This window comes from Chromobacterium sp. Beijing (assembly GCF_021496765.1).
GTDB lineage: Bacteria > Pseudomonadota > Gammaproteobacteria > Burkholderiales > Chromobacteriaceae > Chromobacterium.
In genome coordinates this window covers 2,352,771-2,377,371 of the sequence record NZ_CP053750.1, presented here as the reverse complement: position 1 = coordinate 2,377,371, position 24,601 = coordinate 2,352,771, and the positions used below count along the sequence as shown (strand labels likewise).

Below are 24,601 nucleotides of genomic sequence, written 5' to 3'. Positions count from 1 at the left end.
CTCCACATAGCGAGGACGAGCAAACATGGCTAGCGAAAACATAGACATTGCCATTGTCGGCGGCGGCGTGTCCGGCGTGTACAGCGCCTGGCGGCTGCAACAACACTATCCCCAGAGCAAGATCGCGGTGTTCGAGGCCAGCGACCACATCGGCGGACGTCTGCTGTCGGTGCGGCCGCCGGACATTCCGGACATGGTGGCGGAACTGGGCGGCATGCGCATCCTGCCGGAGGTGCAGCCGCTGATCTACGACCTGATTCAGGAATTGAATACGCTGTTGCCGGCGCCGGAACAGATCGAGCTTTACCGCTTTCCGGTGGACGAGCCGCAAAACATCGCCTATCTGCGCGGCGTCTATCTGCGGCTGCAAGACTTCACCACCCAGCCGGACAAAGTGCCGTACCGGCTCAACTTCCTGGACCGCGGCCAGACCGGCGGCGCCGTCATCATCGACGCCATCGAGCAGATCGTGCCCGGCATCACCAATAAATCGCTGACCGAGGAAGAGCGCCGGCAGATGGCGCAGAACGCCAGCTTCGGCGGCGTGCCGCTATACCAGCAAGGCTTCTGGAACGTGTTGTTCCGCGTGATCACCGGCGAAGCCTATCAATACGCCGAAGACACCGGCGGCTACGACACCACCTTGTGCAACTGGAACGCCGCCGACGCCATTCCCTGGTTTCTGTCGGACTTCGGCGTATCGGCCCAGTACATGGGCTTTTGCAACGGCTTTCAGCAAGTGCCGCTGGTGTTGGCGCAATTGTTCGAACAGGCCGGCGGCGAGGTGCGGCTGGAGGCCCCGGTCAGCGGCGTGACGCGCAGCGAGTCGGGCTTCCAGTTCCAGGCCCAGGGCCGGACGATATCCGCCAAAACGCTGATTCTGGCGATGCCGCGCCGCGCGCTGGAGCTCTTGTCCGCCACCAGCCCCTGGCTGCAGGAGGCCGCGCGCTTCCAGCAACTGGCCGCCAGCGTCACGCCGCGGCCGCTGTTCAAACTGTTCACCACCTACAACAGCCCCTGGTGGCTGAATACGGGTTACAGCACGGCGGACGGCGACTACGTGCCGGTCAAATCCGGCCGCTCCGTCACCGATTTGCCGGTGCGCCAGACCTATTACTGGCCGCGCAGCAACGGCCTGCCCGCCTTGCACGGCCACGCCATGTTGCTGGCCAGCTACGACGACGGCGACAACACCGGCTTTTGGGACGGTCTGCGCGGCCGCCGTCACAGCGCCTGGAAGAAGGGGCTGGAGGTGGCCGAGCTGGCCGATCCCTTCATCGGCGCGGACGACCAGGTGCGCGCCAAGGAGCTGAGCTGGCACCGCTACAAGGCTCCGCGGAGGATGACCGAGGAAGTCACCCGCCAACTGACGGTGATGCACAGCCTGTCCTACACGCCCAAAGTGCGCAACGCCGCCTTCCGCGACTGGGGCGACGACCCGTACGGCGGCGGTTGGAACAGCTGGAACATCGGGGTGAAAAGCTGGGAAGTGAAACGGCAGATCATCCAGCCGCTGGACGGCCAGCCGCTATACGTGTGCGGCGAGGCCTATTCCGACGCCCAGGGCTGGGTGGAGGGGGCTTTGCAGACCGCGGACATGATGTTGGCCAAGCTGGTCTGAGAACCTGTTTTTGGTCTGCCGCGCGCCGGCGGGACCATCAGACGGGAGGCGGAAGCGTTTCAGGGAGCGGGACAGGCAGGCCTGTCCCGCTTGGCGCGCGGCCCGGCGCGCGCTACCATGACGGTTTGCCGCCGCGCCAGCCCCTTAGCGCGGCCCCATTCTTTCCCGAGGTCTTCGTCCGATGCGCCATTGATGCCGCCGTCCTCCTAGACGGCCACGTTCTCCGCCCCCTGCGCGCAGGGGAATGTTCGGCATCCTTTGGAAAGCTTCATGACGCCTATCCATCTCACTTTGGACGACGTGTCCTATCAACTGCCCGACGGCAGGGTTCTGTTCAGTCATCTCAATATGGCGTTTCACGCTCAGCGCATCGGCCTGGTGGGCCGCAACGGCGTGGGCAAGACCGTGCTGGCGCGTTTGTTGGCCGGAGAGCTGCGGCCCAGCGCCGGCCGCTGTCTGCGCGGGGGGACGACGCATTATCTGGCGCAGCGGGCCGGCGCGCTCCGGGGCGACACCGCCGCCGGCCTTGCCGGACTGCAAGGCGCGCTGGACGCGCTGGCGCGCATCGAAGCCGGCAGCGTCGACGCGCGGGATTTCGAACGGCTGGCCGAGCGCTGGGATCTGCGCCAACGCTTGGAGCGGGAATGGCGGCGTTTCGGCCTGGGCCATCTGCGCCCGGAAACGCCGGCCGACGCGCTCAGCGGCGGCGAAGCCGCGCGAGCGGCGCTGTGCGGGGCCATACTGTCCGACGCCGACTTCCTGATCATGGACGAACCCAGCAATCATCTGGACCGGAGCCAGCGGCAAGCGCTGATCGAACAACTGTCCCTCTGGCCGCGCGGCCTGCTGGTGATCAGCCACGACCGCCGCTTGCTGGCCGGCATGGAGCGCATCGTTGAACTGTCGCCGCAGGGCCTGGCCGGCTACGGCGGCGCTTACGATTTTTACACCGAACACAAGGAGCGGGAACAGGCGAGAGCGCTGCAAACGCTGGAGCAGCGCAAACAGGAGCGCTTGCGCGGCCAGCGGGCGCTGCGCGAACAGCAGGAGCGGCAAGAGCGGCGGCAGGCCCGCGGCGAACGGCGCGGCCGCGAGGCCAACCAGGCCCGCATCCTGTTGGACCGACAGCAGCAGCGCAGCGAGGACAGCGCCGGCAAGCTGCGGCGGCAACAGGCCGCGGCGCGGGAAGCGCTGGACCAGGCGGTGCGCGAGGCCGCCCGCCGGGCGGAGGACGACGCGGCGGTCGTCGTGCACGCCTTGCCGCAGGGGCCGGCGCTGCCGCGCGTCGCCGTTGTTCTGGACGAGGTGGCGTTGCCGTTCGCGCCCGAGGCCACGCGCCGGATTCACCTCAGCCTGGGCGGCGGGCGCCGCATCGGCGTCGTCGGCGCCAACGGCTGCGGCAAGTCCACCTTGCTCAAGGTGTTGGCCGGACGATTGCGTCCGCTCGCCGGACAGGCGCGGGCGCCGGCCGCCTGCGCCTATCTGGCTCAGGATCTGGACGGACTGGACCCCGGGCGCGGCGCGATCGAGCAATTGCTGGCGGCCAATCCCGCGGCGGGGGAAAGCCGGCTGCGCATGTTGCTGGCCCAATTGGGCCTGGACGCCGAGCGGGCGACCCGGCCCTGCGGCCGGCTCAGCGGCGGGGAACGGCTGAAGGCGGCGCTGGCCTGCGCGCTCTACGCCGATCCGCCGCCGACGCTGCTGCTGCTGGACGAGCCCAGCAATCATCTGGATCTGCCGTCGCTGCAAGCGTTGGAGGCGATGTTGCGCGCTTACCGCGGCGGCCTGCTGGTGGTGTCGCACGACGACGCTTTTCTGGACGCGCTGGATCTGGACGGCTGGCTGACGGCGGACGAGGACGGCTGGCGGCTGCTGGACGGAAGGGAGCGGCCGGAGCGCGCCATCGATAAAAGTTCGTTTTAGGTAATTTAACGTACAGATATACTAAAAACGCATGAATATAGTTAAAGCGCTGACGAAAACCGTCGGCGCTTTTTCATTCCAGTGACACGCAGGCCGGCTGGATGACGAGGCGGATGGGCGAGGCATTTGGGTGGGTGCGGAGATTCCCCTGGGGCGCGGCGGCCGCTTTGCGGCTCAGCGGCAATGGCCCTTTGCCGGCAAGAAGCCGATTGGGAGCGCGGACCGCATAGTGCCTCCAGTCGCAGCACGCGCCGCCGCTTTCCGCTCCATCCAGACGAGGGCGCCGCCAAGCAGGCCTCGGTCACAGAGCTCAAGCCAGGAGGACACCATGGCCCAACCGGAAGTGAACAAACTGCTGATGCGCGCGGTGAGCGATAACGATTTCCGCGTCAAGTTCTTGTCGGACCCCATCGCCGCGGCGAAGGACGCCGGCGCCAACAGCGCAACGGTCGCCGAATTGAAAAAGATCGACGTCGCGCGCTTGCGCGCCCAGTTCGACCACCTGACCCGGGTGTCCGGCGATTTGCTGGCCGGCTCGGTGGTGGCGGCCGGGCATAGCCGCGACTGGAGCGACCGCAGCAATATCCACGACAACGACGGCCATATCCACGACAAGGCGGCCAGCGTGTTTTCCCCGGGCGATCTGGTCACCAATCCGGCGGTGTCCACCACGCTGAACCCGGCGGCGGTGCGCGACGCGCTCAAGGACCCGCTGGTGCTCAAGGAAATTGAAAACAACCCCCAGATCAAGGCGGCCTTGAAACGCGGCGTCAAATAGCCCGCGCGGCGGAGCGGACCCCGGCGCGGCCAGCCGCGTCGGGACGGATTTCCTGGCGGCCCGCTTGCGGGCCTCTTCGTGGGGCGACGGCGATGATCATCCGGCTGACGGCTTCCTGCAACAATAAGTGCTTCTTCTGCATCGTGGACGACGAGATCGCCCAGCGCGCCTTCCGGCCGCTGGCGGAGATCGTGGCCGAGCTGGACCAGGCGGCGCCGGACGAGGAGGTGGACATCTTCGGCGGCGAGCCCACCATAGACCCGGTGTTCTGGGAGGTGCTGCGCGAGGCCTTGAAAACCGGCCGCCGCGTCAGCCTGGCCTCCAACGTACGGCTGTTCTCCCACCGCCCGTCGGCGGAGCGGCTGGCGGCCATGGCCGACGGCCGGCTGGAAGTGCGCACCAGCCTGATGGGCCACAGCGCGGAATTGCACGACAAGCTCAACGGCGTGCGGGAGGGCGCGTTCCGGCAAACCCTGCAAGGCATCCGCCGCCTCAGCGAACTGGGCTTCGACATCCAGACCAATATCGTGATCCTGGCGGAAAACGTGGAACACCTGCTCGCCACCGGCGTGACCGCGGTGGAGGCCGGCTCGTCGCGCCTCAAGTTCAGCGGCACCGTGCGCACCGGCAAATTCATCGACTCCATCGCCGATCCGGCGCTGGTGCGCGAACGGCTGCGCACCATCGTGCCGCTGTTCCGCGCGCTGGGCGTGCCGGTGACGCTGGAGAAACTGGCGCCCTGTCTGATACCGGATTTCCTCGATCTCTTGATCCGGGATTCCGATCCAGCGGTGGACACCCATCCCTGGTACGAGAAAACCCGCGCCTGCCGCGCCTGCCGGCTGGCCGACGCCTGTCCGGGCGCCGAGCGCGGCGCGCTGATCCGCCACGGCCGGGACTGGGTGCGGCCCCTGGCCGAGATCCCGGCGGAATTGATAGACGAGGTGCGCGTCGCCGCGCTGGAGCGTTATCAGCCGCGGCGCGACAAGCCCTTCTTGCGCGTGCTGTTCGATCACCAGGACCTGTCCTCGCTGGGCGTCATCGCCAGTTTTTCGCGCCAGCATCCGCAACTTTATCTGATCGCCTGAACCCGCCACCCGTTTGCGAGGCCCGCCATGAACCACGTCGTCACCCCGATCCGCCCGATTGAAGCGCGCGCGCCGCGCGCCGCGCCCGCCCAGCCGGACCGGGCCGGCATGGAGGACATCTTCGCCGATTTCCGGCTGCGCGACCGCTGGAAACCCAATTACCGCGCCCGGGACGTGGGCGACGGCGTCTTCCTGTCCAGCGACCAGGGCAGCTGGGCGCTGTTGAGCCGGGAGGAGTACCGCGCGCTGCGCAGCATCGCCCTGCCCGCGGCGCTGCACGATCTGCTGGAAGAGCGCGGCCTGATCCTCACCGCGCGCAACGCCGGCAGCGTGATGCGGGCCTATGAAGACTGGTCCGCCAATTATTTTCCCGGCACCGCCTTGCACATCATCGGCATGACGCGGCGCTGCAATCTGCGCTGCGCCTACTGTCACGCCGCCGTGGTGCGCGACAGCTCGGACCCGGCCCGCTACGACCTGGACGAAGCCACCGCCCGCGCCATCGTCGACTTCGCCTACCAATCGCCGTCCTCGCGCATCCATTTCGAATTCCAGGGCGGCGAAGCCACGCTCAACTTCGGCGCGGTGCGCTATCTGCACGCCTACGCGATGATCAAGAATCTGGCGCACAAGCGCGCCTTGTCCTTCTCCATCGTCAGCAACGGCGTGGAACTGCCGGACGAGGTGCTGGACTATCTGGCGGCCAGCCGCATCAACATCACCACCTCCATCGAGTTCGACGCCGCCGAACACCCCTCGCTGCGCGTGGATTGGGAAGGCCGCGGCCATTGGGACGATATCCGCCGCAACCGCGCCCGCATGCGCGAACGCGGCCTGGACGTGCCCTCGCTGATCGTGGTGGGGCGCAACAATCTGCACAAGCTGCGTGAATACGTCGATTTCGCGGTGGCGGAAGGACAGTCCTCCATCTTCTTCTCCCCGGTGCAGAAAATGGGTTTCGCCAAGGGGAAGTGGGACAGCGTGGGCATGGGGATGGACGAGTTCTTCGACGCCTGGCGCGACGCGCTGGACTACATCTTTTCGCTGTGGGACCAGGGCATCCTGCTGGAAGAACGCTATTTTTCGCTGGCGCTGGAAAAGCTGTTCAACAACCGCGACGTCAAATACGTGGACTTCCGCAACCCCAGCGGCATGGTGCTGGGCAATCTGGCCTACGATCATCTGGGCAACGTCTACGGCTGCGACGAAGGCCGCGGCCACGCCGATTTCCGCATCGGCAATGTGCACACCGACAGCTACGCCGACGCGGTCACCTCCGACAAGGCGCGTCAGCTGGTGTCCTACTCGCTGCGCGAGCACGACGCCTGCCAGGTGTGCGCCTACCGGCCTTATTGCGGCGTGTCCCCCATCGTCAGCAAGGGCGAGACCCACTCGCTGGACCCGCAGCCCTTGACCAGCTCCTGCTGTCAGCGGACCCGGCATCTGTTCGACTTCGTGGTGAAGCTGATGCGCGAGCGGCCGCAGCGCATCGACCAGGCGCTGACCATCATCCGGATGAGCACCCAATGAGCGCCCGGGACCGGATCGCCGGCGAACTGCAAGCCGGCGGAGAAGGCGCCCGCATCGCGGTGGAGGCGCTGGCGGTGCTGGCCGGCCTCAAGCCGCTGGCGCGCTTCACCGCCGGCCGCGACAGCGCCGCGCGGCTGTGCGCGCTGCTGGACGCCTGCGGCCTGCGCCACGGCCGATACGTGCCGCCGCCGGACGACTGGGGCTACCGCCACGCCACCGCGGAGGAACGCGCCGCCTTCAGCCGCAACGACGCGCGCGTCTATTACGCGCTGGACGCGGAGGCCCTGGAGCGGGGGCTGGACGCCCAGCGGCGGCAAGACAATGTGGCGCTGGGGCGGGCGCTGGGCTACCCGGCCTGCTGCATCGCCGCCAACGAATACTTCGGCGCCGCGCCGATGACGGATCTGCTGCGGGTGGCGCGCACTCCGGGCGGGCGCGACTGGCGGCTCAATGTCTTCCTGACCGAGATGGAAGTGGGCCGCGGTTCGCCGTATTACCTGATTTCCCACTTTCCCTGCCACTTGGGCTGCCGCGCCAGCGTCGACTACGCCGCGGCGCTGCTGGAGGTCCTGCGCGACGCCGCCCCGGCCTTCGCCGCGCAACTGGAGCGCCTGCTGCCGCTGCCGCTGCTGCTGCGTGACGAGGAAGAGCCGCCGGAGGCGCGGCGTTACGGCAATTTCGGCGCCCAGCTCTACGGCGGCGCCGTGGGCGACGCGGTGTTTTATCAGGGCTGGCGGCCGCTGCGTTCCAGCGACCGTCTGCCGGAGGCCCGGCTGGATCAGGGCGATTGCATTGCATGGCAGGAGGAGGACTTATGCGTGCTCAGCGCGCGGAACGGGCGCGAAGTGGCGAGACTGCCCACGGAACGCTGGCATCTGGTGGCGTTTCAATAAGGGCGTCCGCCTCGCCCGAACGCTTGCGCGCCGCCTTGCCGCAGCTGACCCAGGCGGCGCGGGTGGACCTGGCGCTGACCCTGGCCGGCGCCAAGCCGCTGGCGCGGGTGTCCTGCGCCTACCGCGAGGCGGAGTCGGTGATCGGCGCGCTGCGGCGGTTGGGCTTGCACGCCCGGCGCTGGGAGCGGGCCTTGCGGCCGGCGGTGGCGGACGCCGACGACTACGTGGTGTCCGCCGTGGCCAGCGACGAGACGGCCGCGCCGGACGCGCGCGCCTTCGTCTTCGCCGCCCGCGACGGCGAACTGGCGGAGTTGGCCGCGCGTTTCACCGACAACGACGTCATCGCCGGCCGCCTGCTGGGCTATCCGGATTGCTGCGTGCAAGCCTATCTGGCGCATCGCGATCATCATCACGCCCGCCTGGAGCCGGCTTTCGCCGGCGACGGCGGCGCGCAGCCCTACTGGACCAACACCATGCTGGACGTGTTCGGCTGGCATCTGCTCAGCCACTTCCCCTGCCGCGCCGACTGCGCGGCCAGCCGCGATCAGGCGATGCGGCATTGGGAGGCGCTGTGCCGGCTCGACCCCGGCTTCGGCCTGGCGACGGCGCGCCATCTGCGCAGCCTAGTGCTGCGCCATCCGCGGCTGGGGCTGGTTTACGGCCAGCCGCTGGCGGACGGCGGCTTGCGGCTGCTGGGCGGCTCCGCCGCCTTCCGCGCCGCGCTGGGCGGCGCCGAGCGGGTGAGCCGCCGGCCCGGCGGGCTGGCGATCGGCGATTTTGCCGTGAGCGGCCTGGAAACCTTCGACTTCACCGCGGGCAGCGACGATGTCCACCCCGTTTGACGATCTCGCCGCCAGCGCCGCCTGCCCGGGCGATCCGGACGGGCTGGCGCTGCTGGAAAGCTGCGCGGCCCGGGCCTGGCGACAAAGCCTGAGCGTTTTCCTAGAGCGCGTCGCGCCGGTCATCGCCTTGCCCGGCGGCGCGGCGCGGGCGCTGCGCGAGCTGGCAGAAGCGGAGCCGGATTTCGAACGGCTCTGGCACCCGGCGCTGGGCGCGCTGGCCCAGGCCGAGCGCCAGCCTCGCGCCGGCTTTCTGTTGGCCTGCGCCTTGGAAATCGCCTGGCACGCCCACCTGAGCGGGGTCGCCGGCGAATGGCGCGCGCGCTGGAGCCCGCCGCGCACCCTGGCGCTGCCGGATCGGATCGCCGACGTCCGCGCGCTCAGCGTCGTCGCGGACGGGCGGACGCTGACGCTGAAGGCCGCCGGCGCGGACGGTTCGCGGCTGGCGCTGAGCGCCGCGGCGGCGGCATGGGGCGGGGCGGGCAGAAGCCCCGTTCTGGCCGCCTATCCGGTGCGCACCCCGGACGATCGCGAGCAGGCCGCCGGCGAACCGGACGCGGCGGCCGGACGGGCGCTGGCCGCCGGGCTGGCCTTGATCGAGCAGGGCGCGCCGGCCTACGGCCCCTGGGTGCGCCGCCTGGTGCGCCAGGTCCGGCCGCTGAGGCAAAGCGGCTGCCTGGTGTCCAGCTGGAGCAGCCTGCACTATCCGGGGCTGGTGTCGATGACGCTGTTCGCCTCGCCGCTGGACATGGCGGAAACCCTGGTTCACGAAGCCAGCCATCAGCACTTCCACTTGCTGGACCGGTTGTTCCCCTTGAGCGAGCGCGGGGCGGAAGAATGGCTGTACTCCCCGGTCAAGCGCTGTCGGCGTCCGGCCCTCATGCTGCTGCTGGCCTACCACGCCTTCGGCAATGTGGCGCTGTTTTTCGACGCCTTGCGCCGCAACGGCCGCTTGGCGGACGCCGACTGGCGTCATCACATGGCGGACTTGCGCGACTGGCTGCCGCGCATGGCCGCGGAACTGGAGCGGGCGCGCAGTCTGAGCCCGGCAGGGCGGCGCTTCCTGGACGCCTTGCAGTTGCCATTGCGGCCGCTGCTGAAGCCGGCGGCGAGCCCGATCGAGGAGATCGCGCGATGACCCCTGAAATCGCCCGCGCTTATTCCAGCCCCTTCGAAGCCTTCGACGAGGACTGGCACGCCGGCTGGACGCGGCAGCTGCGCGGCCGGCAGTTGAACGCCTTTCTCGAGCATTGGCGGCCCTTGCTGCAGCGCCACGCGCCCGGCATCGCCCCGGCCTTGTTGGAGATGGCCGCCGCCATGCTGTCCGCGGGCGGCGCCGACGCGGCAGAGACCGCGCGGCTGACCGAGCTGGCCGCGCATCCGTTTTGCAATCTGCAAGCGCTGCGAGACGAAGAGGCCCGCCAGCCGGACCTGTTGCTGTCGCGCGCCCTGCAATGCGCGCTGCACTGGACCGCGCACCGGCCCGGCCGCGAATTCCACCTGCGGCTGTCCCGGCCGCTGGCGCTGGGCTTCGCCGGCTACGCGCTGCCGGCCGCCGTCGCCTACCGCGTCAGCGGCGACGCGCAAAGGCTGGAAATCCGGCTGGACACCGCCGCGCACACGCAGCGCGGTTGCGCTTTCGAGCGCGAGGGCGAGAGCTGGCGCAGCGTGACGGGACCGGCGCGCAAACTGCCGGCCGTCGCCCTGGGCGAGGCGGGGCCGGACATCGTGCTGCGGCCCTTGCCGCGCAGCCTGCTCAACCCGGACCCGGAGGTCGTCCCGCCCGGCCCGGGCTGCGCCGCCACCTTGAACCGGGCGATGACGCTGATCGCCTGTTATTCCCCGGCCTACCACCGCTGGATCGCCCGTCTGCTGCGCGTGGTGTCCCCGCTGCGGCTGGAACCGGGCAAGTTCAACAGCGAAAGCTATTCCATGCTCAACGGCGCGTTGTACATGACCATCCATCCGGACCCCTTGCGCTGCGCCGAAACCCTGGTGCATGAGGTCAGCCACGATTATCTGCACCAGCTCGCCGCCATGGGCGCGCTGAGCGATCCCTCGCTGGGCGAAACCTTCCATTCCCCGGCGCGCGGCGAGCAGCGGCCGACGCTGGGCATCCTCAAGGCCCACCACGCCTTCGTCAACGTGCTGATTTTCTACTACCGGCTGATCATGGCCGGCGTCGCGGTGCACAGCGAGCTGGCGCGCAATGTGTCGGAGCTGGAAGACTGGCGCGCCCAGATGGAAGAATCTCTGGCCCGGGCGCGGGCGCTGACCGCGCTGGGACAGGCCTTGTGGCGGCCGCTGGCGCTGAGGGCGGACCAGTTCCGCGCCTTGGCCGGCCGCGACGCCGCGGCACATTGCGCATAGGGGCGAACCATGTTGGAAAACGTCTTGTTCTTTGAGCAACCGTACCGCCACTTCCTCTGCTTCGACACCTTCGACGAGACGGTGGCGGCACAAGCGGGCGCGGTGCTCAGCGGCCCGCTGCCCTGGGAGGAGCGGGTGGGGGATTTCTTCGTCACCTATCGGCTGGATCTGCGCCGGCTCTATATGTTGAGGCCGGACGCGCCGGCCTTTGTGCGCGAGGAGTTTCTGGACGCCTTGCGCGAGCAGATGCAAATCCTGTTCGAGGTGCCGCTGTCCGCGGACGACATTCAGGTGCTGGGGCACCGCATGGTGCCGGGCCAGCGCATCGGCGTGCATAACGACAATCCCGGCCTGGGCTACGAAGGCTACCGCGTGGTGGTGCAATTCACCCGCGACCACCGGCCGGAAGACGGCGGCTTGCTCAATATCCACGCCGGCGACGAGCCGGAGGCCGTCTACCAGAGCATCCGGCCCTATCCCAATATGGCCTTCGGCTTTGAGATGAGCGCGCATTCCTATCACTCGGTGTCGGCGTTGACGCGACAGCCGCGCGACGCGCTGATCTTCAATTTCTGGCACCAGGGCAATACCCCGGCGGTGGAGCGCCGGGTGCGGCAAACCCTGGCGCAGCTGTTTCCGGACGCGGCGCTGGCCGCATCCGATCCCGGCGAGCGCGGCCTGCACCGCGACGGCGACGTTTCGGATGCGCCCGATTGGCCGGCGCCGAGCGCGGCGCAAGCGCTGTTGGCGGAGTGGGGGCTGGGCGGCGCGGCGCAGGCGGCCGGCCTGCTGCTGGCCGCCGCCCGTTCCGGCGGGCCGGAACCCGTCCGCGCGCCGGAAGTGAGCGCGGCCCTGGCGCGGCTGGGATTCGCGCCCGGCGCGCCGCTGCCGGCCAGCGAGGCTATACACGCCGCCGCCCAGGTCAACGTGGGCTTGAGCACCGACCCGGACACCCTGCGCGCCGCGCTGGTGCTGGCGGTGTGGGTGGCCAGCGCGCCCAGCCGCATGTTCACCCACGAGCATTGGCGCCGCTGCGCCGCCCAGGTTCGCCCCTGGGCGCATCGCTTGCCGATACGCGTGATGCACCTGGCCGAGACGCTGTTCCCGGAATGGCCTCAGACCGGCGCGGGGTAGGAGGGCCCGGCCGACGCGTCGAGCGCGGGCTCAGGCCTTGACGGCCGCCGTCCAAAGCGGGGCCATGGCGACGCGCACCGAGGCCAAGAGCCGCTCGCGCGGCACGCCGTCGCGCGCCTGCACCGAGATGCCGTGCAATTGCGCGGCGTAGAAATCGCCCAGTGCGTCCGCATCGGCATCCGGCCGCAGCTGGCCGTCGGCCACGCCGCGCCGCAGCCGCTCCGTCACCGATTGGGTGCGCTCTTGGCGCTGCGCGCGCAGCCATTCCTGCACGCCGTCGTTCTGTTCCGAGCAATTGGTGGCCGCCGACACCACCATGCAGCCCTGCGGCGCGTCATGCCGGGTGTAGAGCATGACCGCGTCGCGCAGCATCCGCTCGATGGCGGCGGCCACATCGCTCTCCTGGCGCAGCGCCAGATCGGCGAAGCCGCCGTCCCCGGCGGCGTAGCGCGCCACCGCCTCGCGGAACAAGCCCTCCTTGCTGCCGAAGGCCGCGTAGATCCGCGCCGAGGCGATGCCCAGCGCCGCAACCAGATCCGACATCGACGTGCCCTCGTAGCCGCGCCGCCAAAAGGCCAGCATCGCCTGTTGCAACGCCTGTTCCCGGTCAAACTCCCTAGGCCTGCCCGCCATCTTTCCGCCTCGCTCGATTGTTCTTGGGCGGAATTTTATCGCGGTCCGCCGTTGACGTGTAGCCTTGGCGTCGCCTATTATTTGTCGATCGACAAACAATTAAGGGCGACACATGAAAACACTCAAGGGACCCAGCCTGCACCTGGCTCAATTCGGCGCGGATCAAGCCCCGTTCAACAGCCTGGACGGCATCGCCGGCTGGGCGGCGCGCACCGGCTTCAAGGCCTTGCAGATCCCGGCCTGGGACAGCCGCTTCATCGATGTGGAGCGCGCCGCCGTCAGCCAGGACTATTGCGATGAAATCACCGGCACGCTGACCGCGCACGGTTTGGAGATCAGCGAGCTGAGCACGCATATCTTCGGGCAACTGGTCGCCGTGCACCCGGCCTACGACGCAATGTGCGACAACTTCGCGCCGCCGGGCCTGCGCGGCAAGCCGGCGGAGCGCGCCGCCTGGGCGTTGGAGCGTCTGCGGATGGCGGCCCAGGCCTCGCGGCGGCTGGGCCTGAGCGAGATGGGCACGTTTTCCGGCTCCTTTGTCTGGCCGTATCTGTTCCCGTTTCCGCAACGGCCGGAAGGGCTGATTGAAACCGCCTTCGAAGAACTGGCGCGGCGCTGGCGGCCGATTCTCGACGTCTGCGACGAACACGGCGTCAATCTGTGCTACGAAATCCACCCCAGCGAAGACCTGCACGACGGCGTCAGCTTCGAACGCTTTTACGAGCTGGTGGACCGGCACGCGCGCTGCAAGATGCTGTTCGACCCCAGCCACCTGGTGTTGCAGCAACTGGACTACCTCGCCTTCCTGGACATCTATCACGAGCACATCCGCATGTTCCATGTGAAGGACGCCGAATTCCGGCCCAACGGCCGGCAAGGCATTTACGGCGGCTACAGCGGCTGGATGGAGCGTGCCGGACGCTTCCGTTCCCTGGGCGACGGCCAGGTGGACTTCAAGGCGATCTTCTCCAAGCTGGCGCAATACGACTACGAGGGCTGGGCCACGCTGGAGTGGGAGTGCTGCCTCAAGAACCAGGAGGACGGCGCGCGCGAAGGCGTCGACTTCATCAACCGTCACATCATCCATGTGACCGAGCGCGTATTCGACGACTTCGCCGGCGCCGCGGTCGATCAGCAGCAGATCCGCGCGATGCTGGGCATCGCCTGACTTCCCATTCCCTTTTTCAGCGAGACTACAGATGTCGGCACTTCCCCTTATCGACACCGAATCCGATTTCATTCACGACTACGTGCGGCTGGACGGCCAGCGCGTCCATGTGGTCACCGCCGGAGGCGGCCGGCCGGTGTTGCTGATCCCCGGCTGGCCGCAAACCTGGTTCGCCTGGCGTCATGTGATGCGCGCCTTGGCCGCGCGCGGCTTCCAGGCCATCGCCGTGGATCCGCCGGGCACCGGCTTGTCCAGCCGGCCGGACAGCGGCTACGACACCGGCGCCGTCGCCGCGACATTGCGCCAGGTGATGAGCCGGCTGGGCCATGAGCGTTACCAGGTGGTGGGCCACGATGTGGGCATGTGGCTGGCTTACGCGCTGGCCAGCGACCACCCCGGCGTGGTCAGCCGGCTGGCGCTGACCGAGGCGGTGATACCCGGGCTGGCGCCGGCGCCGTCGATTTTCGCGCCGCCGGAAGAAAACATCTTCCTGTGGCATTTCATGTTCAACCAGCTGGCCGACTTGCCGGAAACGCTGATTGCCGGGCGCGAGCGCGCCTACCTGGACTTCATGTTCCAGCGCTGGTCATGGCGGCGTAACCGGGTGGCGGCGGAGGTGTATATCGACGCCTACTCCTCGCCGGGCGGCCTGCGCGGCGGCTTCGCCTATTACCGGGCCATTCCCGAAACCATTCGCCAGAACCAGCGGCGCGCGCAAAGCAAGCTGGCCATGCCGGTGCTCGCCATCGGCGCCGAACACGCCACCGGCAAGGCCCCGCTGGACACCATGCGCGGCCGGGCCGACGATTTGCGCGGCGTGGTCATCCCTGACTGTGGCCACTTCATCATGGAGGAGGCCGCCGACGAGTTCATTGCCGAACTGCTGCCCTTCCTGGAAAGCGAGGACTGAGATGCCCTTGGATAGCAAGATCCAGCAGTGGCTGGAACAGGCGGAGGCGGGCAAGGCCGGCGCGCCCGTGGACATGGCGCGGCTGCGCGCCGACACCGACGCCGGGCTGCGCCAACAGCAGGGCCCGCTGGAAGATGTGGCGCGGGTGGAGGTGTTCCAAGTGAAGGCGCGGGACGGCTACCCGCTGCGGGTGATCGGCTATTGGCCCGAGGCCCGCGCGGCGGCGCAGCCGGCGCTGGTCTTCGCCCACGGCGGCGGCTGGTGCCTGGGCTCGGCCGATGTCTACGACAACCCCTGCCGCGCGCTGGCCCAGGCCACCGGCTGCGTGGTCTTGTCCGTCGATTACCGGCTGGCGCCCGAGCACCGCTATCCGGTGCCGTTGCACGATGTGTACGACGCCTTGTGCTGGGCGTTTGAAAACGCGCAAGCGCTTGGCCTGGATCCCGCCCGGCTGGGCGTGGCCGGAGACAGCGCCGGCGGCAACCTCGCCGCCGCGGCCTGCCTGCTGGCGCGCGATCACGGCGGCCCGTCCATCGCCCATCAACTGCTGATCTACCCGGCCTTGAGCCACAAGATGGACAGCGCCTCCTACCAGGCTTACGGCGACGGCTATTACTTGACGCGGGAGTTGATGCGCTTCTGCTACTCCAGCTATCTGTCCGCGGAGGAAGAGGGGGCGTCGCCCTATGTTTCGCCGCTGCTGGCGACCCGCCTGGCCGGCCTGCCGAGCGCGACCATCCTGACCGCCGAGTTCGATCCCTTGCGCAGCGAGGCGGAGGACTACGCCGCGCGGCTGAACGCGGCAGGCGTCAAGGCGACGGCGCGGCAGCTGGACGGCATGGTCCATGGCTGCATCCACATGCTGGGGCTGACGCCGGCCGCCGGCGCGCTGTTCGACATCGCCGGCGGCGAGGTGCGTACGGCCTTGGGAGTGGACGGCTGACTGCGTTTCAAGCGACGGCCAGCTGCGTCAGCGCCAGACCGGCTTGCAATGCCTGAAGGGCCTGCGGGCCCAGGCGTTGGAGTCGGTCAAGAACCAGTACGTCATCGAGCGGCTGGGCTTGTCAAATGAGCAGCAACGCAAGTCCTTGATGCGGGTGCAAAGCGTGCTCAAGTGCGAAGATGAAGCCACTGGATAGCGGCTATTGCGATGTGGGGGCGGACAAGGGCAAGGCGACGCTGACCAAAGCCGCCAAACACATCATGGACACCATAGACACCGAGGGCGGGCGTATCCGACGCGAGGGCATGGGCGTGGCCTTGGCGGGGGCGCCGCAGGAGGGGGAGGCGGATTTTTTGATGTACTGTGAATGGACGTGGGGTAAGGGGAGGTGGGAGTGTCAGAGCAAGTCTGAACTTCTACAGGTGAAACTGGCCACCATTCTAGTCAGGGTTGGCAACTTCTGACCTTATGTTCTGAAAGTGGCCAGCCTCTGTAACAGGGGGCTGTCTGCTGCGCGTTCGAAGCTAGTAGTCAACTCCGCCAGTACTTCGGCGAAATGACGCAGATATCGACGGTCAAACTGCGTCGCTCATAGTCACGGGTAGACGGCTCGGCCGCCAGTCCTTGATGTAGAGCACAGCACTGTCGCTGAGCTGAATGACGCTCTGCTTTTGCAAAGTCAGGGCAGCCCCCGGTCCATATTTTTGGATCTCATCAAGCGCGATAAACGACTGCTTCTTGATCTTTGCGTACAGCCCGACGAGATGGGCAACGGAGTCGTTCGAGATATTCTTGAAGAGCACCGAATCGTGCGCAATGGCCGGAAGGTTTGTTGCTCGAAAAACTGCCATATCAAAAAGTACGAGACCGAAGTACGCAGTCCCCGTGCCGGTGTCTTCGAAAACCTCGAAGTTGTAGGAGGTGTCGTCGAGCGACAGGTGCGGGCTCTTGCGGTGCTCGCCGACGGCTTCGCTGACGATCTCGCGCATCTCTTCGTTCACGCTGGTCTCAATCTCGGTGAGGATGCGTTGCTTTACTTCCACGAGTGCTTCTTTTGCCTTTTGCCGCGCGTCGACGTGCGATTGTTCAAGCTCGTAGCTATCTCTGCTGCCCCGCGCGGTCTGAAGCGACAATGCAACCTTGTAAACGTGGTCGACCAGCGACTCAGGCTGCTCAACTGATCCCAATGCTGTCGCCATTTTCATGTCGATATCCATGATGCTCCAGTCGATCAGCTTCAACTCCTCTGCCAATTGCTCTTTGGACTGCTTCAGCTGCTCCCTTAGAATGCGAGCAACGCCATCGTGAAACGCTTCGACCTCTGAAAGCCGCTCAGTGTTGATCTCCGGGAAAAATTTTTGGAGATCTTGGAAGTTGCCACCGTGAAAGGTTCGCTTCCCTACGAGGTTGCGGTCGATCCGCTGGAGGCGCCCGGCCACGGTCATGTGGCGCTGAAGCAAATCATCCTTGCGCTCTTTGAGTTCTAGAACCTCTTTGTTGATGACCGCGCTCAGACTCGTCGCGTAGCTGGCCAAGTTCTGACGCACCTCTTCAAGGTCGCGCTCAAGACTCGCGATCTGTACCTTCGCCTGTGCATAACCAGTCTTGGTGACCTTTGGAATGAGCTGCTTGCTTGCTGCCGCCCTGATTACCTTCAGCTCTGCGTCGGCTGTTCTCGCTGCGTCGTCGCGCGCTCGAATCGCCTCGAACTTGTCATACGTCTTGATCAGGTTGTCGATGCAATCCTTATCCCTCTGCTTCGGGAACGTATGCAGCGGCTCGTCTGGAATCAGGTTTGTCTTACCCCAGACGCGCAAATGTAGGCCAACTGCGGCACGGAACGTCTGACCTGACTGAGCGAGGTCATACGCGTGTTTCAAGAATGCGGTGAATTCGTCCAGTTGTATTGCTGACAGCACCTTGTAATCCGCATCGCAGATGTAAACAGTTTCTGGTGTGATCGTCTCGCGCCGAAAGCGATGTAGTTCTCCGTCGAACTCGAAGGCGAAGTCATAGTGGTGATGTCCCAGCTCAGCCACGATGTCCTTGTTCCATGTCAGCAGTGTCGAGCCGCCAAACACATAGTCCACCAGCATCAAGAGTGTAGACTTGCCGATCGAGTTGGTCGCGTTATCGTCGCCCAGCACGACGTTCAGGCCTGGGTGAAAGCTAACAACGCGGGTACGGAACTTCTCACAGCGGATTTCACGCAGCATAGACAACTTTCTCGGTGCTGAAGTCGACGGTCAAGCGGTCAAGTAAAAACAGGACATCTAGCGCCAGCAAGAATTGGTCGATGCTCTCGAACTTGTCGCCCACCTGCTGGAACAGTTCCACCAAGTGGGTCGGGTCGGGTCCCACCTTCAGGACATGGGGCAGGTGCCCCAGCACGGAGTCGGACAGCGGAACAACCTTGTTGGGCGTGATCATTCGAAGACCTCGCAGTTCTGGATGAAGAATGAAGCTACGGCCTCCGCGGACTCAAGGGTTTGAGCTTTCGCGCGAGTACGAATCCAAGCGACTAGATTGGCAAACACCTGTGCCTGCGTCAGGCTCTGCCGCTTCTGCATCACGTAGAACGACTTGACCTGGACGAAGATCAGCTCGGAGCACCCAGGGTCGCTGCGCTCCAGTTCCAAGAAGGCGGCTTGGACATGCCGGAAGTAATCCTCGACAGCATTGCGAACCTTCCGCTTGGTGGGGGGCGGCATCGTCGCGTCCAGCTTGTCATTGATCGCCTTTGGAGTGAACGCAAGCTCGAAACCACCGTCTTGTTCTATTGCAGCGCTGTGCAAGTGCGCAACGACCTCGGTAATCTGCTGCTCAAGGGGGTACTGCGAAGCCAGCGACCGTTGCTGCTCTTGTTGCAGCGCATCAAATTTGATTTGATACAGTTCGAGATACTCATCCTCCGTCCGGGGCTTGTCGAACTTTCTGTGGCACTTGATGCAGAGCGGGATGATGTTGTCTGGGTCGTTGACGTCAGCACACAGCCTTGGGGAGTTCACCAACTCGGTGACTTCTTCTGGACGCGGGTTCAGCGGGTAGATGTGTGCCAGATCATACCCCTTGAACTGCCGTTGCTTCTTCCGGTAGAAAAGTGGATCGTCACACAGTGGGCAACGGCTGCGGACCTGCGCAAGCATGGCAGCGACCTCCGCGTCGTTGTAGTTACGTCTTGTGTTCGTCACTAGTGCATCCCTAAGGAGTTTTTTTGGGGGTTAGTCACCACTAAGAATCGAGTTGGCGTCAACATAGTTCAACTCCTCATAATCCGTTAGTTGCAGATCGCAGAAGCAGCAGTTGATGCTGTCGACAAAAACACCGGTCACAAAAGATATTCTCTCGACCGGATCATAATCGTAGTCAGGCTCTATTCTCGCTACGGCCTCCTGAGCGCATGCAGGACAGTCAATTGGCTCATAACTGAAATCCTGATCGGGCAGGAGCAGTAATGATGCTGTTTGATTCTTGGCCTGGCTGACAAACTCCGGGCTCGAAGAACGATCAATCCAAAGAGCCCGGTGCTGTTCAAGCCGCGCCTCCATGTCCTGAGCGAATGCTTCCTCTTCTTGTAACCTGTTGCTCAAAGTTTGTAGATGGTCATTGTTTTCCCCGAAAAACCCATTTGTCGGAATGGAGTGCTCGGAGCAAATGTCGTTCAACAACTTGTAGGCGTCTTTTGTGAGGAGGCGTTTGGCCTTGGGGATATCTAACCCAGATAATGGACGATGGGCCAGAATGTCCCGATGGTTAGCCAGTGTGTACAAAAGCTGGCGATGGTCCTTCACCCCATTCGAGAAAAGTAGCGCGCGTTGCAGGGCAAGCCTAAACGAGACCACATCATGGTCCGGTTGGCTTGACGTCACTTTGTGCTGATCGTCGTTCACGAACCTGTGCTTGTAAAGGCAAGGGGCTGCATTCTTGAAATCCCCGTTGCTCAACACGAAAACCGGGTTCACATCGGCAAGAATGAACTTCAGCAGACGCTCGACCCCAAGAGAGAAGAACATGGTGGAGGCAATCACCTCCTGATCGTTCATGTTGGGGGAAATTTCTTTGCTTGCCATCCCGATCAGCCTTTGTGCGTCGGCCAAATACTCCTCAGCGGTCATTTGTATCTCTCCCCAATTGGGCTGGTGGTTGAACTGGTAAGGCTCATGTCAGCAACTCCTCCTGATACTGGATCTTGGTGGCACTGAGGGTGAGGTTCCTTCCCCTGGAACCTCAAGAATCCTCTCGTCCCAGGAGAGAGGCCCAAAAAGGTTTGGGTCAGAGGAGCATTTTCGTTGCCCAGTCCTATTTTGACGTTGCTCTCGCTATCGACGATTCAGGATGTTGTGGCGACCCGCTGGATCGACCACCCGAGAAAAGCCCACCCAGGAGGGCTTCTGTGTAATTGGCCTGGTACTTGCAGGCTTGTTGTTCGTTTTCCATGCTCTGCCCTGTCTTCACGGCATTTTTACATTTCCCAAATATTAACCCAATTGGCATTAATGGTGCGACTGAGAAGTAGAGATAGATCTGTCAGACAGGTGAATCGACACGGCCTGCGCAGACAGGTCCTATGCCTGTTTAGTGTCACAAAGCAGCCAGATGGCTCAGGATGACTAAATGGTGGCTCCGGCCGAGTTACAGCTGTTGCAAACGTAATGTCTGATCAAGCGCCTTGCGGTAGCCCACATAAAAATGCCCCAGCCGAAGCCGAGGCATAAATATGACTATTAAAAATTCATGAAGACTTATAGGTAAAAGCTCATACAGCAATATGCCTGCTTTTACTCTATATAGGCGTCATTGTCGGGGCGCTCCTTGGCGATATGCCGGCTACACCAGGCGGTTGATGCGGCTTAGGCCGTGGCTCAAGCGCTGTTGCACCGGCTCCAGCAGTGCAACTGCTTCATCGCTGCTGAACAGCAGCGGTTCATCGCGCCGTTGCAGCAGGGTCAGGATGGCTTGCAAGCCGATATGGGCGGCGCGCAGTTCCATCAAGCCCTGCAGCAGACAGGCATCCATTTCCGCGCACTGCTGGGCCAGTTGCTGGCCCAGATGGGACAGCGCGGTTTGATCCGGCTGGGCGTCCAGCAAGTTTTGATTCAGCTGCTTCAATTGCTCCATCACGGGTATTGGGCCATCCATGTCATTCTCCTTCCGGCTGCGCCAGCGTGGCTTCAATACCGGCCGCCAATTTCAGAATATGGGTGTCGCGGCCGTGCAGTCCGCAGACGCTCAGGCCGATTTGGGGGGATAGGGGCAGGCTGACGGCGCAGCCGTCCAGCAGATTGACGACGGCGCTATTGCGCTGCACCAGGCGATTCAAGCGGGTATAGGCGTCATCGTTCTCCAGCTGAGCCAGCGTGGGCGGCAGGATCGCCACAGTGGGCATGAGCCAGGCGTCGGCCATGGAGAGCCGTTGCGCGGCGACGGCTTGCAGCGTGCGGCGTTGCTCAAGCAGGTCTTGATAATCCACGGCGCTCTGATTTGCCCCTTGCCGGATGAGTTGGGCAATGCGCGGATCAAGGTGGCGGCAGTCTGCCTCTTCCAGCCGCGCATGGTGCCAGCGCCAAGCTTCGGCTGCGATTTGCCCGCCCTGGGCGTTCATTTCAGCAATCTGCCTGAGTTCGGGAAAGTCGAAGCGAATGATGCGGGCGCCGGCTTTGGACAAGCGCGTCAGCGCCTTGTCGAACGCTTGGGCCACCTCGGGGTCCAGTTGCTCCGCGAGATAGTCCTCGGTGACATAGAGCCGGCATCTTTTGATTCCCGGGGCTGGCTGTTGCGGATATGGGTGGGCATCCAGCCTCCGCTGAGCACGGCGCTCAGGACCGAGCAACAAGAGACCGAACGCGCCAACATTCCTACGGAGTCCAGCGAGGGCGATAAGGACAGGCAGCCTTGCAGCGGCATCTGTTTTGCCGTGGCCTTGAAGCCGACCAGGCCGCAGAAGGCGGCGGGAATGCGCGCGGAGCCGCTGCTGTCTGACACCAGCGCGGCCGCGCTCATGCCCAGGGCCACGCTGACCGCCGCGCCGGAACTGGAGCCGCCGGCAATGCGCGTTGGATCGCCGGGGTTCAGCGGGGTGCCGTAATGAGGGTTCAGGCCCAGGCTGGAGTAAGAGAACTCGCTCATATTGGCGCGCGCCAGCAGTACCGCTCCGGCTGTGCGCAGGCTTGCGACCACGGCTGCGTCCTGGCTGCGTCCTGGCTGGCGGGCGGCTTGGATTTCAGCACCACGGAGCCGGCGCAAGTGACTTGGCCTTGAACGTCGAAACCATCGCTGATGACGAGGGGAAGGCCGGCTAGCGGGGTGGGGTAGAGCCGGGCGGCGTCAAGTTGCCGGGCAACGGCCAGGGCGGTTTTGGCGTTGACTTGGGTAAAAGCCGCGCCGCCGGCTTGTTGATGGCAGGCAATGGCGTGGAGCGCCTGTTTCGTCAGCGCCACGCTGCTGGTGTTGCCCAGCAGCAAATCCCTATGCAAATGCATCAAGCTGGGTTTCATGTCGTCCCCCATGCCAGATACTCGCTTTGGGCCGCGGTGTTGATCTGCTGCAACTGGGCAGCGTAGTGGTCCAGTACGTCGACGGAGAGGCGAGCTAATAGATGTTGATGGGAGGGGGGAGTGGTTTGGGCTTGGATCGCGGCCAAGGTGGCGCGCAATTGGGAGAGGCAGTTCAAGGCCAGCGCGCAAGCGTCCAGGGTTTGGGACAGCAGGCGCAGTTGTTCCTGGCGAATGGCGGGGGGCGGTTTGGCGAGAGTCGAGGGAGAGGTCATTGCGGTCTCCAAGTCAGCGTTGGAAACCTGTCCGGCGAGACTTGGACAGGCGCGTGACAAGGTTGGAAGACCGGTACTCGTAATCAAAAACCGGTAGCTCACGAGGAGCTCCCTGCCACGGCCTGTCCGAATGGGCACAGCGTGGCAGCAGACGTAGTTGTGCCAAAGCGGGCACAAACGAGTCTGCGATTACGAGTTTTTGGGCTTCCAAACCCTGCGCGGCGTGATTGGACGCTGCGCGACACAAAGGGTACTGAGGCGGGGGTGGGGCGTCAAGCTGATGGCGGGGCGGATTGTTTTTGTTGGGACTAATGGATTGGGGAACGACAGGGGGTGGCCGTTTAAGGCTGGGGCGCAGGCGCCAAATTTAGTGGGTTCTGTGGGATAAGTGGTAGAAGTTCAGACTTGATCTGGCAGCCTTTCGTTTTGACGGCGCCCGATTGTCAGTTCAAATCAGAACTTTTACAGATGAGCGCTTTCATCGCCGGTTCCCGGCCAGCGGCCAGTTCCGCGTCGGCTTTGAACAGCTTGATCAGAGCGTTGTCATTTATTGTTGTACTCAAGTAGGTGCATCTCTTGCTTCGCTGGACCCTGCGCGCCTGGCCCGGGCTGCCGCCCTTCCACCTGCGGTTTGCGGGCGGATTGAAGGTCGGGGCGGAATTAGGGCATCATGTGCGGCCCGCGTCGTCATGCCGGTCGGGTTCGGCGGTTGTGATGGCCTAGCATGGATATTCCGCAATTGTAACTTTGAGCGATGACAGATCAACGCCCTTGCACTCACACCCTGCTGACGGGTTTTCGCATCGTATTCCGCCTCCAGCTCATAGTGTTGGCGGTATCCTGCGTGATGAGCTGGCTCCAGTACCATGACCCGCATGGCAGCCTGCATCAGGATTTGACCGGGAGCGGCGTGCTGCTGCTGGGCATCAATCTCATGGCTTTTCTTATCGGCTGTAGCGTGTTCCTGCAGCGGGTGCGGCTGGATTGGGTTGGCCGCAAGATCGCTTATGTGGGTGTGGAAACAGAATATCGCTGGCGCGAGGTTGATGTTGCCGCTATTGATGCCATCCGTTTTCTGACGCATGGCCAGGGCAATAGAGGGGCGGTGGATCGTCTGTGGCTGAAAGCCGACGCCCATCCGCGTGGTGGCTTGGTGCTGCTCGATTCTCGCATCCGCCCGCTGTTCTGGCGGCGGCCCTCGCCCTTCTTCTGCGCGGTGGTGGATTTCGTCAGGGAGCAGAATCCCGAGGTCAGCCTGCCACAAGCGCTGGTGTAGTGTTGTAGCCGCGCAATGGCGGCTTGATTTCATTTGGGAACGACGATGCCGGAATACTCGAATCTGCTGGCCTTTGCGCTGGTCTCCTTGGGCATGGTGGCCACCCCGGGGCCGAATATGATGTATCTGATCTCGCGCTCCATCTGCCAGGGCAAGCGGGCCGGGCTGATCTCCTTGTCCGGCGTGGCGCTGGGCTTTGTGTTCTACATGTTGTGCGCGGCGCTGGGCATCACCACCTTGCTGCTGGCCATCCCCTATGCCTACGACGCCTTGCGCTTGGGCGGCGCGGCGTATCTGCTGTATCTGGCGTGGCAAGCGCTCAAACCCGGCGGCAGCTCGCCCTTCCAGCTGCGCGAGCTGGCGCCGGACAGCGACCGCAAGCTGTTCATGATGGGTTTTCTGACCAATCTGCTGAATCCGAAAATCGCCGTGATGTATTTGGCCCTGTTGCCGCAGTTTCTGTCCAAGGCGGGCGGCGACGTGTTGTCCCAATCGCTATTGCTCGGGTTCACGCAAATCCTGATCAGCGTCAGCGTCAACGCCTTGATCGTGCTGAGCGCCGGCGCCATGGCCGCGCTTCTGGTCCGGAAACCGGCCTGGGGCGTGGCCCAGCGCTGGATCATGGGCACGGTCTTGGGCGGCCTGGCGGTCAGAATGCTGTTTGAAAAGCCGCGCTGACGCGATTGAGCGCTTGCCGGCGAGAAAAACAATGCGGCGGCCCCGTTGAAT

General features: G+C 64.8%; 27 protein-coding genes. 17 read left to right on the top strand and 10 right to left on the bottom strand.

Annotation, left to right across the window (positions count from 1 at the left end):
- Nucleotides 1-25 precede the first annotated feature (25 nt).
- The 10 genes from HQN78_RS10985 (at nt 26) to HQN78_RS10940 (ending at nt 12,176) form a co-directional block, all read left to right on the top strand.
- A complete protein-coding gene (locus HQN78_RS10985; RefSeq protein WP_235089498.1) occupies nt 26-1,621 on the top strand; it encodes an FAD-dependent oxidoreductase in 1,596 nt (531 codons plus the stop codon).
- 270 nt (nt 1,622-1,891) lie between these two features.
- Nucleotides 1,892-3,544 carry an ATP-binding cassette domain-containing protein gene (locus HQN78_RS10980; RefSeq protein WP_235089496.1) on the top strand — a complete coding sequence of 551 codons (1,653 nt, stop codon included), beginning with the start codon at nt 1,892-1,894 and terminating at the stop codon, nt 3,542-3,544.
- 328 nt (nt 3,545-3,872) lie between these two features.
- Nucleotides 3,873-4,322, top strand: coding sequence for a hypothetical protein (locus tag HQN78_RS10975; RefSeq protein WP_107798579.1), 450 nt, complete (start codon nt 3,873-3,875; stop codon nt 4,320-4,322).
- Nucleotides 4,323-4,414: 92 nt separating this feature from the next.
- Nucleotides 4,415-5,410: a radical SAM protein gene (locus HQN78_RS10970; protein ID WP_227107525.1), complete on the top strand. Its 996-nt coding sequence runs from the start codon at nt 4,415-4,417 to the stop codon at nt 5,408-5,410.
- Nucleotides 5,411-5,437: 27 nt separating this feature from the next.
- Nucleotides 5,438-6,940, top strand: coding sequence for a radical SAM/SPASM domain-containing protein (locus HQN78_RS10965; protein WP_227107527.1), 1,503 nt, complete (start codon nt 5,438-5,440; stop codon nt 6,938-6,940).
- On the top strand, nt 6,937-7,833 hold the full coding sequence (locus HQN78_RS10960) for a hypothetical protein (protein ID WP_107798576.1): 897 nt from the start codon (nt 6,937-6,939) through the stop codon (nt 7,831-7,833). Before HQN78_RS10965 ends, HQN78_RS10960 begins: the two co-directional genes overlap by 4 nt.
- A gap of 23 nt (nt 7,834-7,856) precedes the next feature.
- Nucleotides 7,857-8,675 carry a hypothetical protein gene (locus tag HQN78_RS10955; RefSeq protein WP_235089493.1) on the top strand — a complete coding sequence of 273 codons (819 nt, stop codon included), beginning with the start codon at nt 7,857-7,859 and terminating at the stop codon, nt 8,673-8,675.
- A complete protein-coding gene (locus HQN78_RS10950) occupies nt 8,659-9,810 on the top strand; it encodes an HEXXH motif-containing putative peptide modification protein (RefSeq protein WP_235089491.1) in 1,152 nt (383 codons plus the stop codon). Before HQN78_RS10955 ends, HQN78_RS10950 begins: the two co-directional genes overlap by 17 nt.
- Complete coding sequence (locus HQN78_RS10945; protein WP_235089489.1) at nt 9,807-11,042, top strand: HEXXH motif-containing putative peptide modification protein; 1,236 nt, start codon at nt 9,807-9,809, stop codon at nt 11,040-11,042. The genes HQN78_RS10950 and HQN78_RS10945 overlap by 4 nt, the downstream gene beginning before the upstream one ends.
- A gap of 9 nt (nt 11,043-11,051) precedes the next feature.
- Nucleotides 11,052-12,176 carry a 2OG-Fe(II) oxygenase gene (locus HQN78_RS10940; protein ID WP_235089488.1) on the top strand — a complete coding sequence of 375 codons (1,125 nt, stop codon included), beginning with the start codon at nt 11,052-11,054 and terminating at the stop codon, nt 12,174-12,176.
- A 30-nt stretch (nt 12,177-12,206) separates the two neighbouring features.
- Here the strand turns inward: HQN78_RS10940 and HQN78_RS10935 are convergent, their stop codons facing one another.
- Nucleotides 12,207-12,809 carry a TetR/AcrR family transcriptional regulator gene (locus HQN78_RS10935; protein WP_227107533.1) on the bottom strand — a complete coding sequence of 201 codons (603 nt, stop codon included), beginning with the start codon at nt 12,807-12,809 and terminating at the stop codon, nt 12,207-12,209.
- A gap of 112 nt (nt 12,810-12,921) precedes the next feature.
- Here HQN78_RS10935 and HQN78_RS10930 point away from each other — a divergent pair, with 112 nt between their 5' ends.
- Genes HQN78_RS10930 through HQN78_RS10910 form a run of 5 tightly spaced genes read left to right on the top strand, consistent with a single transcriptional unit; the run spans nt 12,922 to nt 16,294 of the window.
- Nucleotides 12,922-13,977, top strand: coding sequence for a sugar phosphate isomerase/epimerase (locus HQN78_RS10930; protein ID WP_235089487.1), 1,056 nt, complete (start codon nt 12,922-12,924; stop codon nt 13,975-13,977).
- 31 nt (nt 13,978-14,008) lie between these two features.
- Complete coding sequence (locus tag HQN78_RS10925; protein WP_235089486.1) at nt 14,009-14,887, top strand: alpha/beta fold hydrolase; 879 nt, start codon at nt 14,009-14,011, stop codon at nt 14,885-14,887.
- Between the two features lies 1 nt (nt 14,888).
- Complete coding sequence (locus HQN78_RS10920; RefSeq protein WP_235089485.1) at nt 14,889-15,830, top strand: alpha/beta hydrolase; 942 nt, start codon at nt 14,889-14,891, stop codon at nt 15,828-15,830.
- A 43-nt stretch (nt 15,831-15,873) separates the two neighbouring features.
- The gene (locus tag HQN78_RS10915) at nt 15,874-16,026 is read left to right on the top strand and encodes a hypothetical protein (protein WP_235089484.1); all 153 of its coding nucleotides are present in this window, start codon (nt 15,874-15,876) and stop codon (nt 16,024-16,026) included.
- Nucleotides 16,010-16,294, top strand: a complete 285-nt coding sequence (locus HQN78_RS10910; protein ID WP_235089483.1) for a hypothetical protein — start codon at nt 16,010-16,012, stop codon at nt 16,292-16,294. The genes HQN78_RS10915 and HQN78_RS10910 overlap by 17 nt, the downstream gene beginning before the upstream one ends.
- Nucleotides 16,295-16,405: 111 nt before the next feature.
- Here HQN78_RS10910 and HQN78_RS10905 read toward each other — a convergent pair whose 3' ends face one another.
- The 9 genes from HQN78_RS10905 to HQN78_RS10870 all read right to left on the bottom strand — a co-directional run bounded on the left by HQN78_RS10905 (nt 16,406) and on the right by HQN78_RS10870 (nt 22,596).
- The gene (locus HQN78_RS10905; protein ID WP_235089481.1) at nt 16,406-18,046 is read right to left on the bottom strand and encodes a DUF2326 domain-containing protein; all 1,641 of its coding nucleotides are present in this window, start codon (nt 18,044-18,046) and stop codon (nt 16,406-16,408) included.
- Nucleotides 18,036-18,260, bottom strand: a complete 225-nt coding sequence (locus HQN78_RS10900; protein ID WP_235089479.1) for an ABC-three component system middle component 7 — start codon at nt 18,258-18,260, stop codon at nt 18,036-18,038. The genes HQN78_RS10905 and HQN78_RS10900 overlap by 11 nt, the downstream gene beginning before the upstream one ends.
- On the bottom strand, nt 18,257-19,021 hold the full coding sequence (locus HQN78_RS10895) for an ABC-three component system protein (RefSeq protein WP_235089477.1): 765 nt from the start codon (nt 19,019-19,021) through the stop codon (nt 18,257-18,259). Before HQN78_RS10895 ends, HQN78_RS10900 begins: the two co-directional genes overlap by 4 nt.
- A 30-nt stretch (nt 19,022-19,051) precedes the next feature.
- Nucleotides 19,052-19,945: a hypothetical protein gene (locus tag HQN78_RS10890; RefSeq protein WP_235089475.1), complete on the bottom strand. Its 894-nt coding sequence runs from the start codon at nt 19,943-19,945 to the stop codon at nt 19,052-19,054.
- Between the two features lie 712 nt (nt 19,946-20,657).
- On the bottom strand, nt 20,658-20,969 hold the full coding sequence (locus HQN78_RS10885) for a DUF1484 family protein (RefSeq protein WP_235089472.1): 312 nt from the start codon (nt 20,967-20,969) through the stop codon (nt 20,658-20,660).
- Between the two features lies 1 nt (nt 20,970).
- Nucleotides 20,971-21,528: an amidase family protein gene (locus HQN78_RS10880; protein ID WP_235089470.1), complete on the bottom strand. Its 558-nt coding sequence runs from the start codon at nt 21,526-21,528 to the stop codon at nt 20,971-20,973.
- Nucleotides 21,501-22,007 (bottom strand): amidase family protein, encoded by a 507-nt coding sequence (locus HQN78_RS25550; protein WP_255701233.1) that lies wholly within the window; start codon nt 22,005-22,007, stop codon nt 21,501-21,503. The genes HQN78_RS10880 and HQN78_RS25550 overlap by 28 nt, the downstream gene beginning before the upstream one ends.
- Nucleotides 21,953-22,324 carry an amidase family protein gene (locus HQN78_RS25545; RefSeq protein ID WP_255701232.1) on the bottom strand — a complete coding sequence of 124 codons (372 nt, stop codon included), beginning with the start codon at nt 22,322-22,324 and terminating at the stop codon, nt 21,953-21,955. The genes HQN78_RS25550 and HQN78_RS25545 overlap by 55 nt, the downstream gene beginning before the upstream one ends.
- Nucleotides 22,321-22,596 (bottom strand): hypothetical protein, encoded by a 276-nt coding sequence (locus HQN78_RS10870; RefSeq protein WP_235089468.1) that lies wholly within the window; start codon nt 22,594-22,596, stop codon nt 22,321-22,323. Before HQN78_RS10870 ends, HQN78_RS25545 begins: the two co-directional genes overlap by 4 nt.
- Before the next feature lie 847 nt (nt 22,597-23,443).
- Here HQN78_RS10870 and HQN78_RS10865 point away from each other — a divergent pair.
- Together HQN78_RS10865 and HQN78_RS10860 are read left to right on the top strand one after the other, a co-directional pair.
- Nucleotides 23,444-23,872 (top strand): hypothetical protein, encoded by a 429-nt coding sequence (locus HQN78_RS10865; RefSeq protein WP_146176696.1) that lies wholly within the window; start codon nt 23,444-23,446, stop codon nt 23,870-23,872.
- Between the two features lie 45 nt (nt 23,873-23,917).
- The gene (locus tag HQN78_RS10860) at nt 23,918-24,550 is read left to right on the top strand and encodes a LysE family translocator (RefSeq protein ID WP_227107549.1); all 633 of its coding nucleotides are present in this window, start codon (nt 23,918-23,920) and stop codon (nt 24,548-24,550) included.
- Nucleotides 24,551-24,601: the final 51 nt, after the last annotated feature.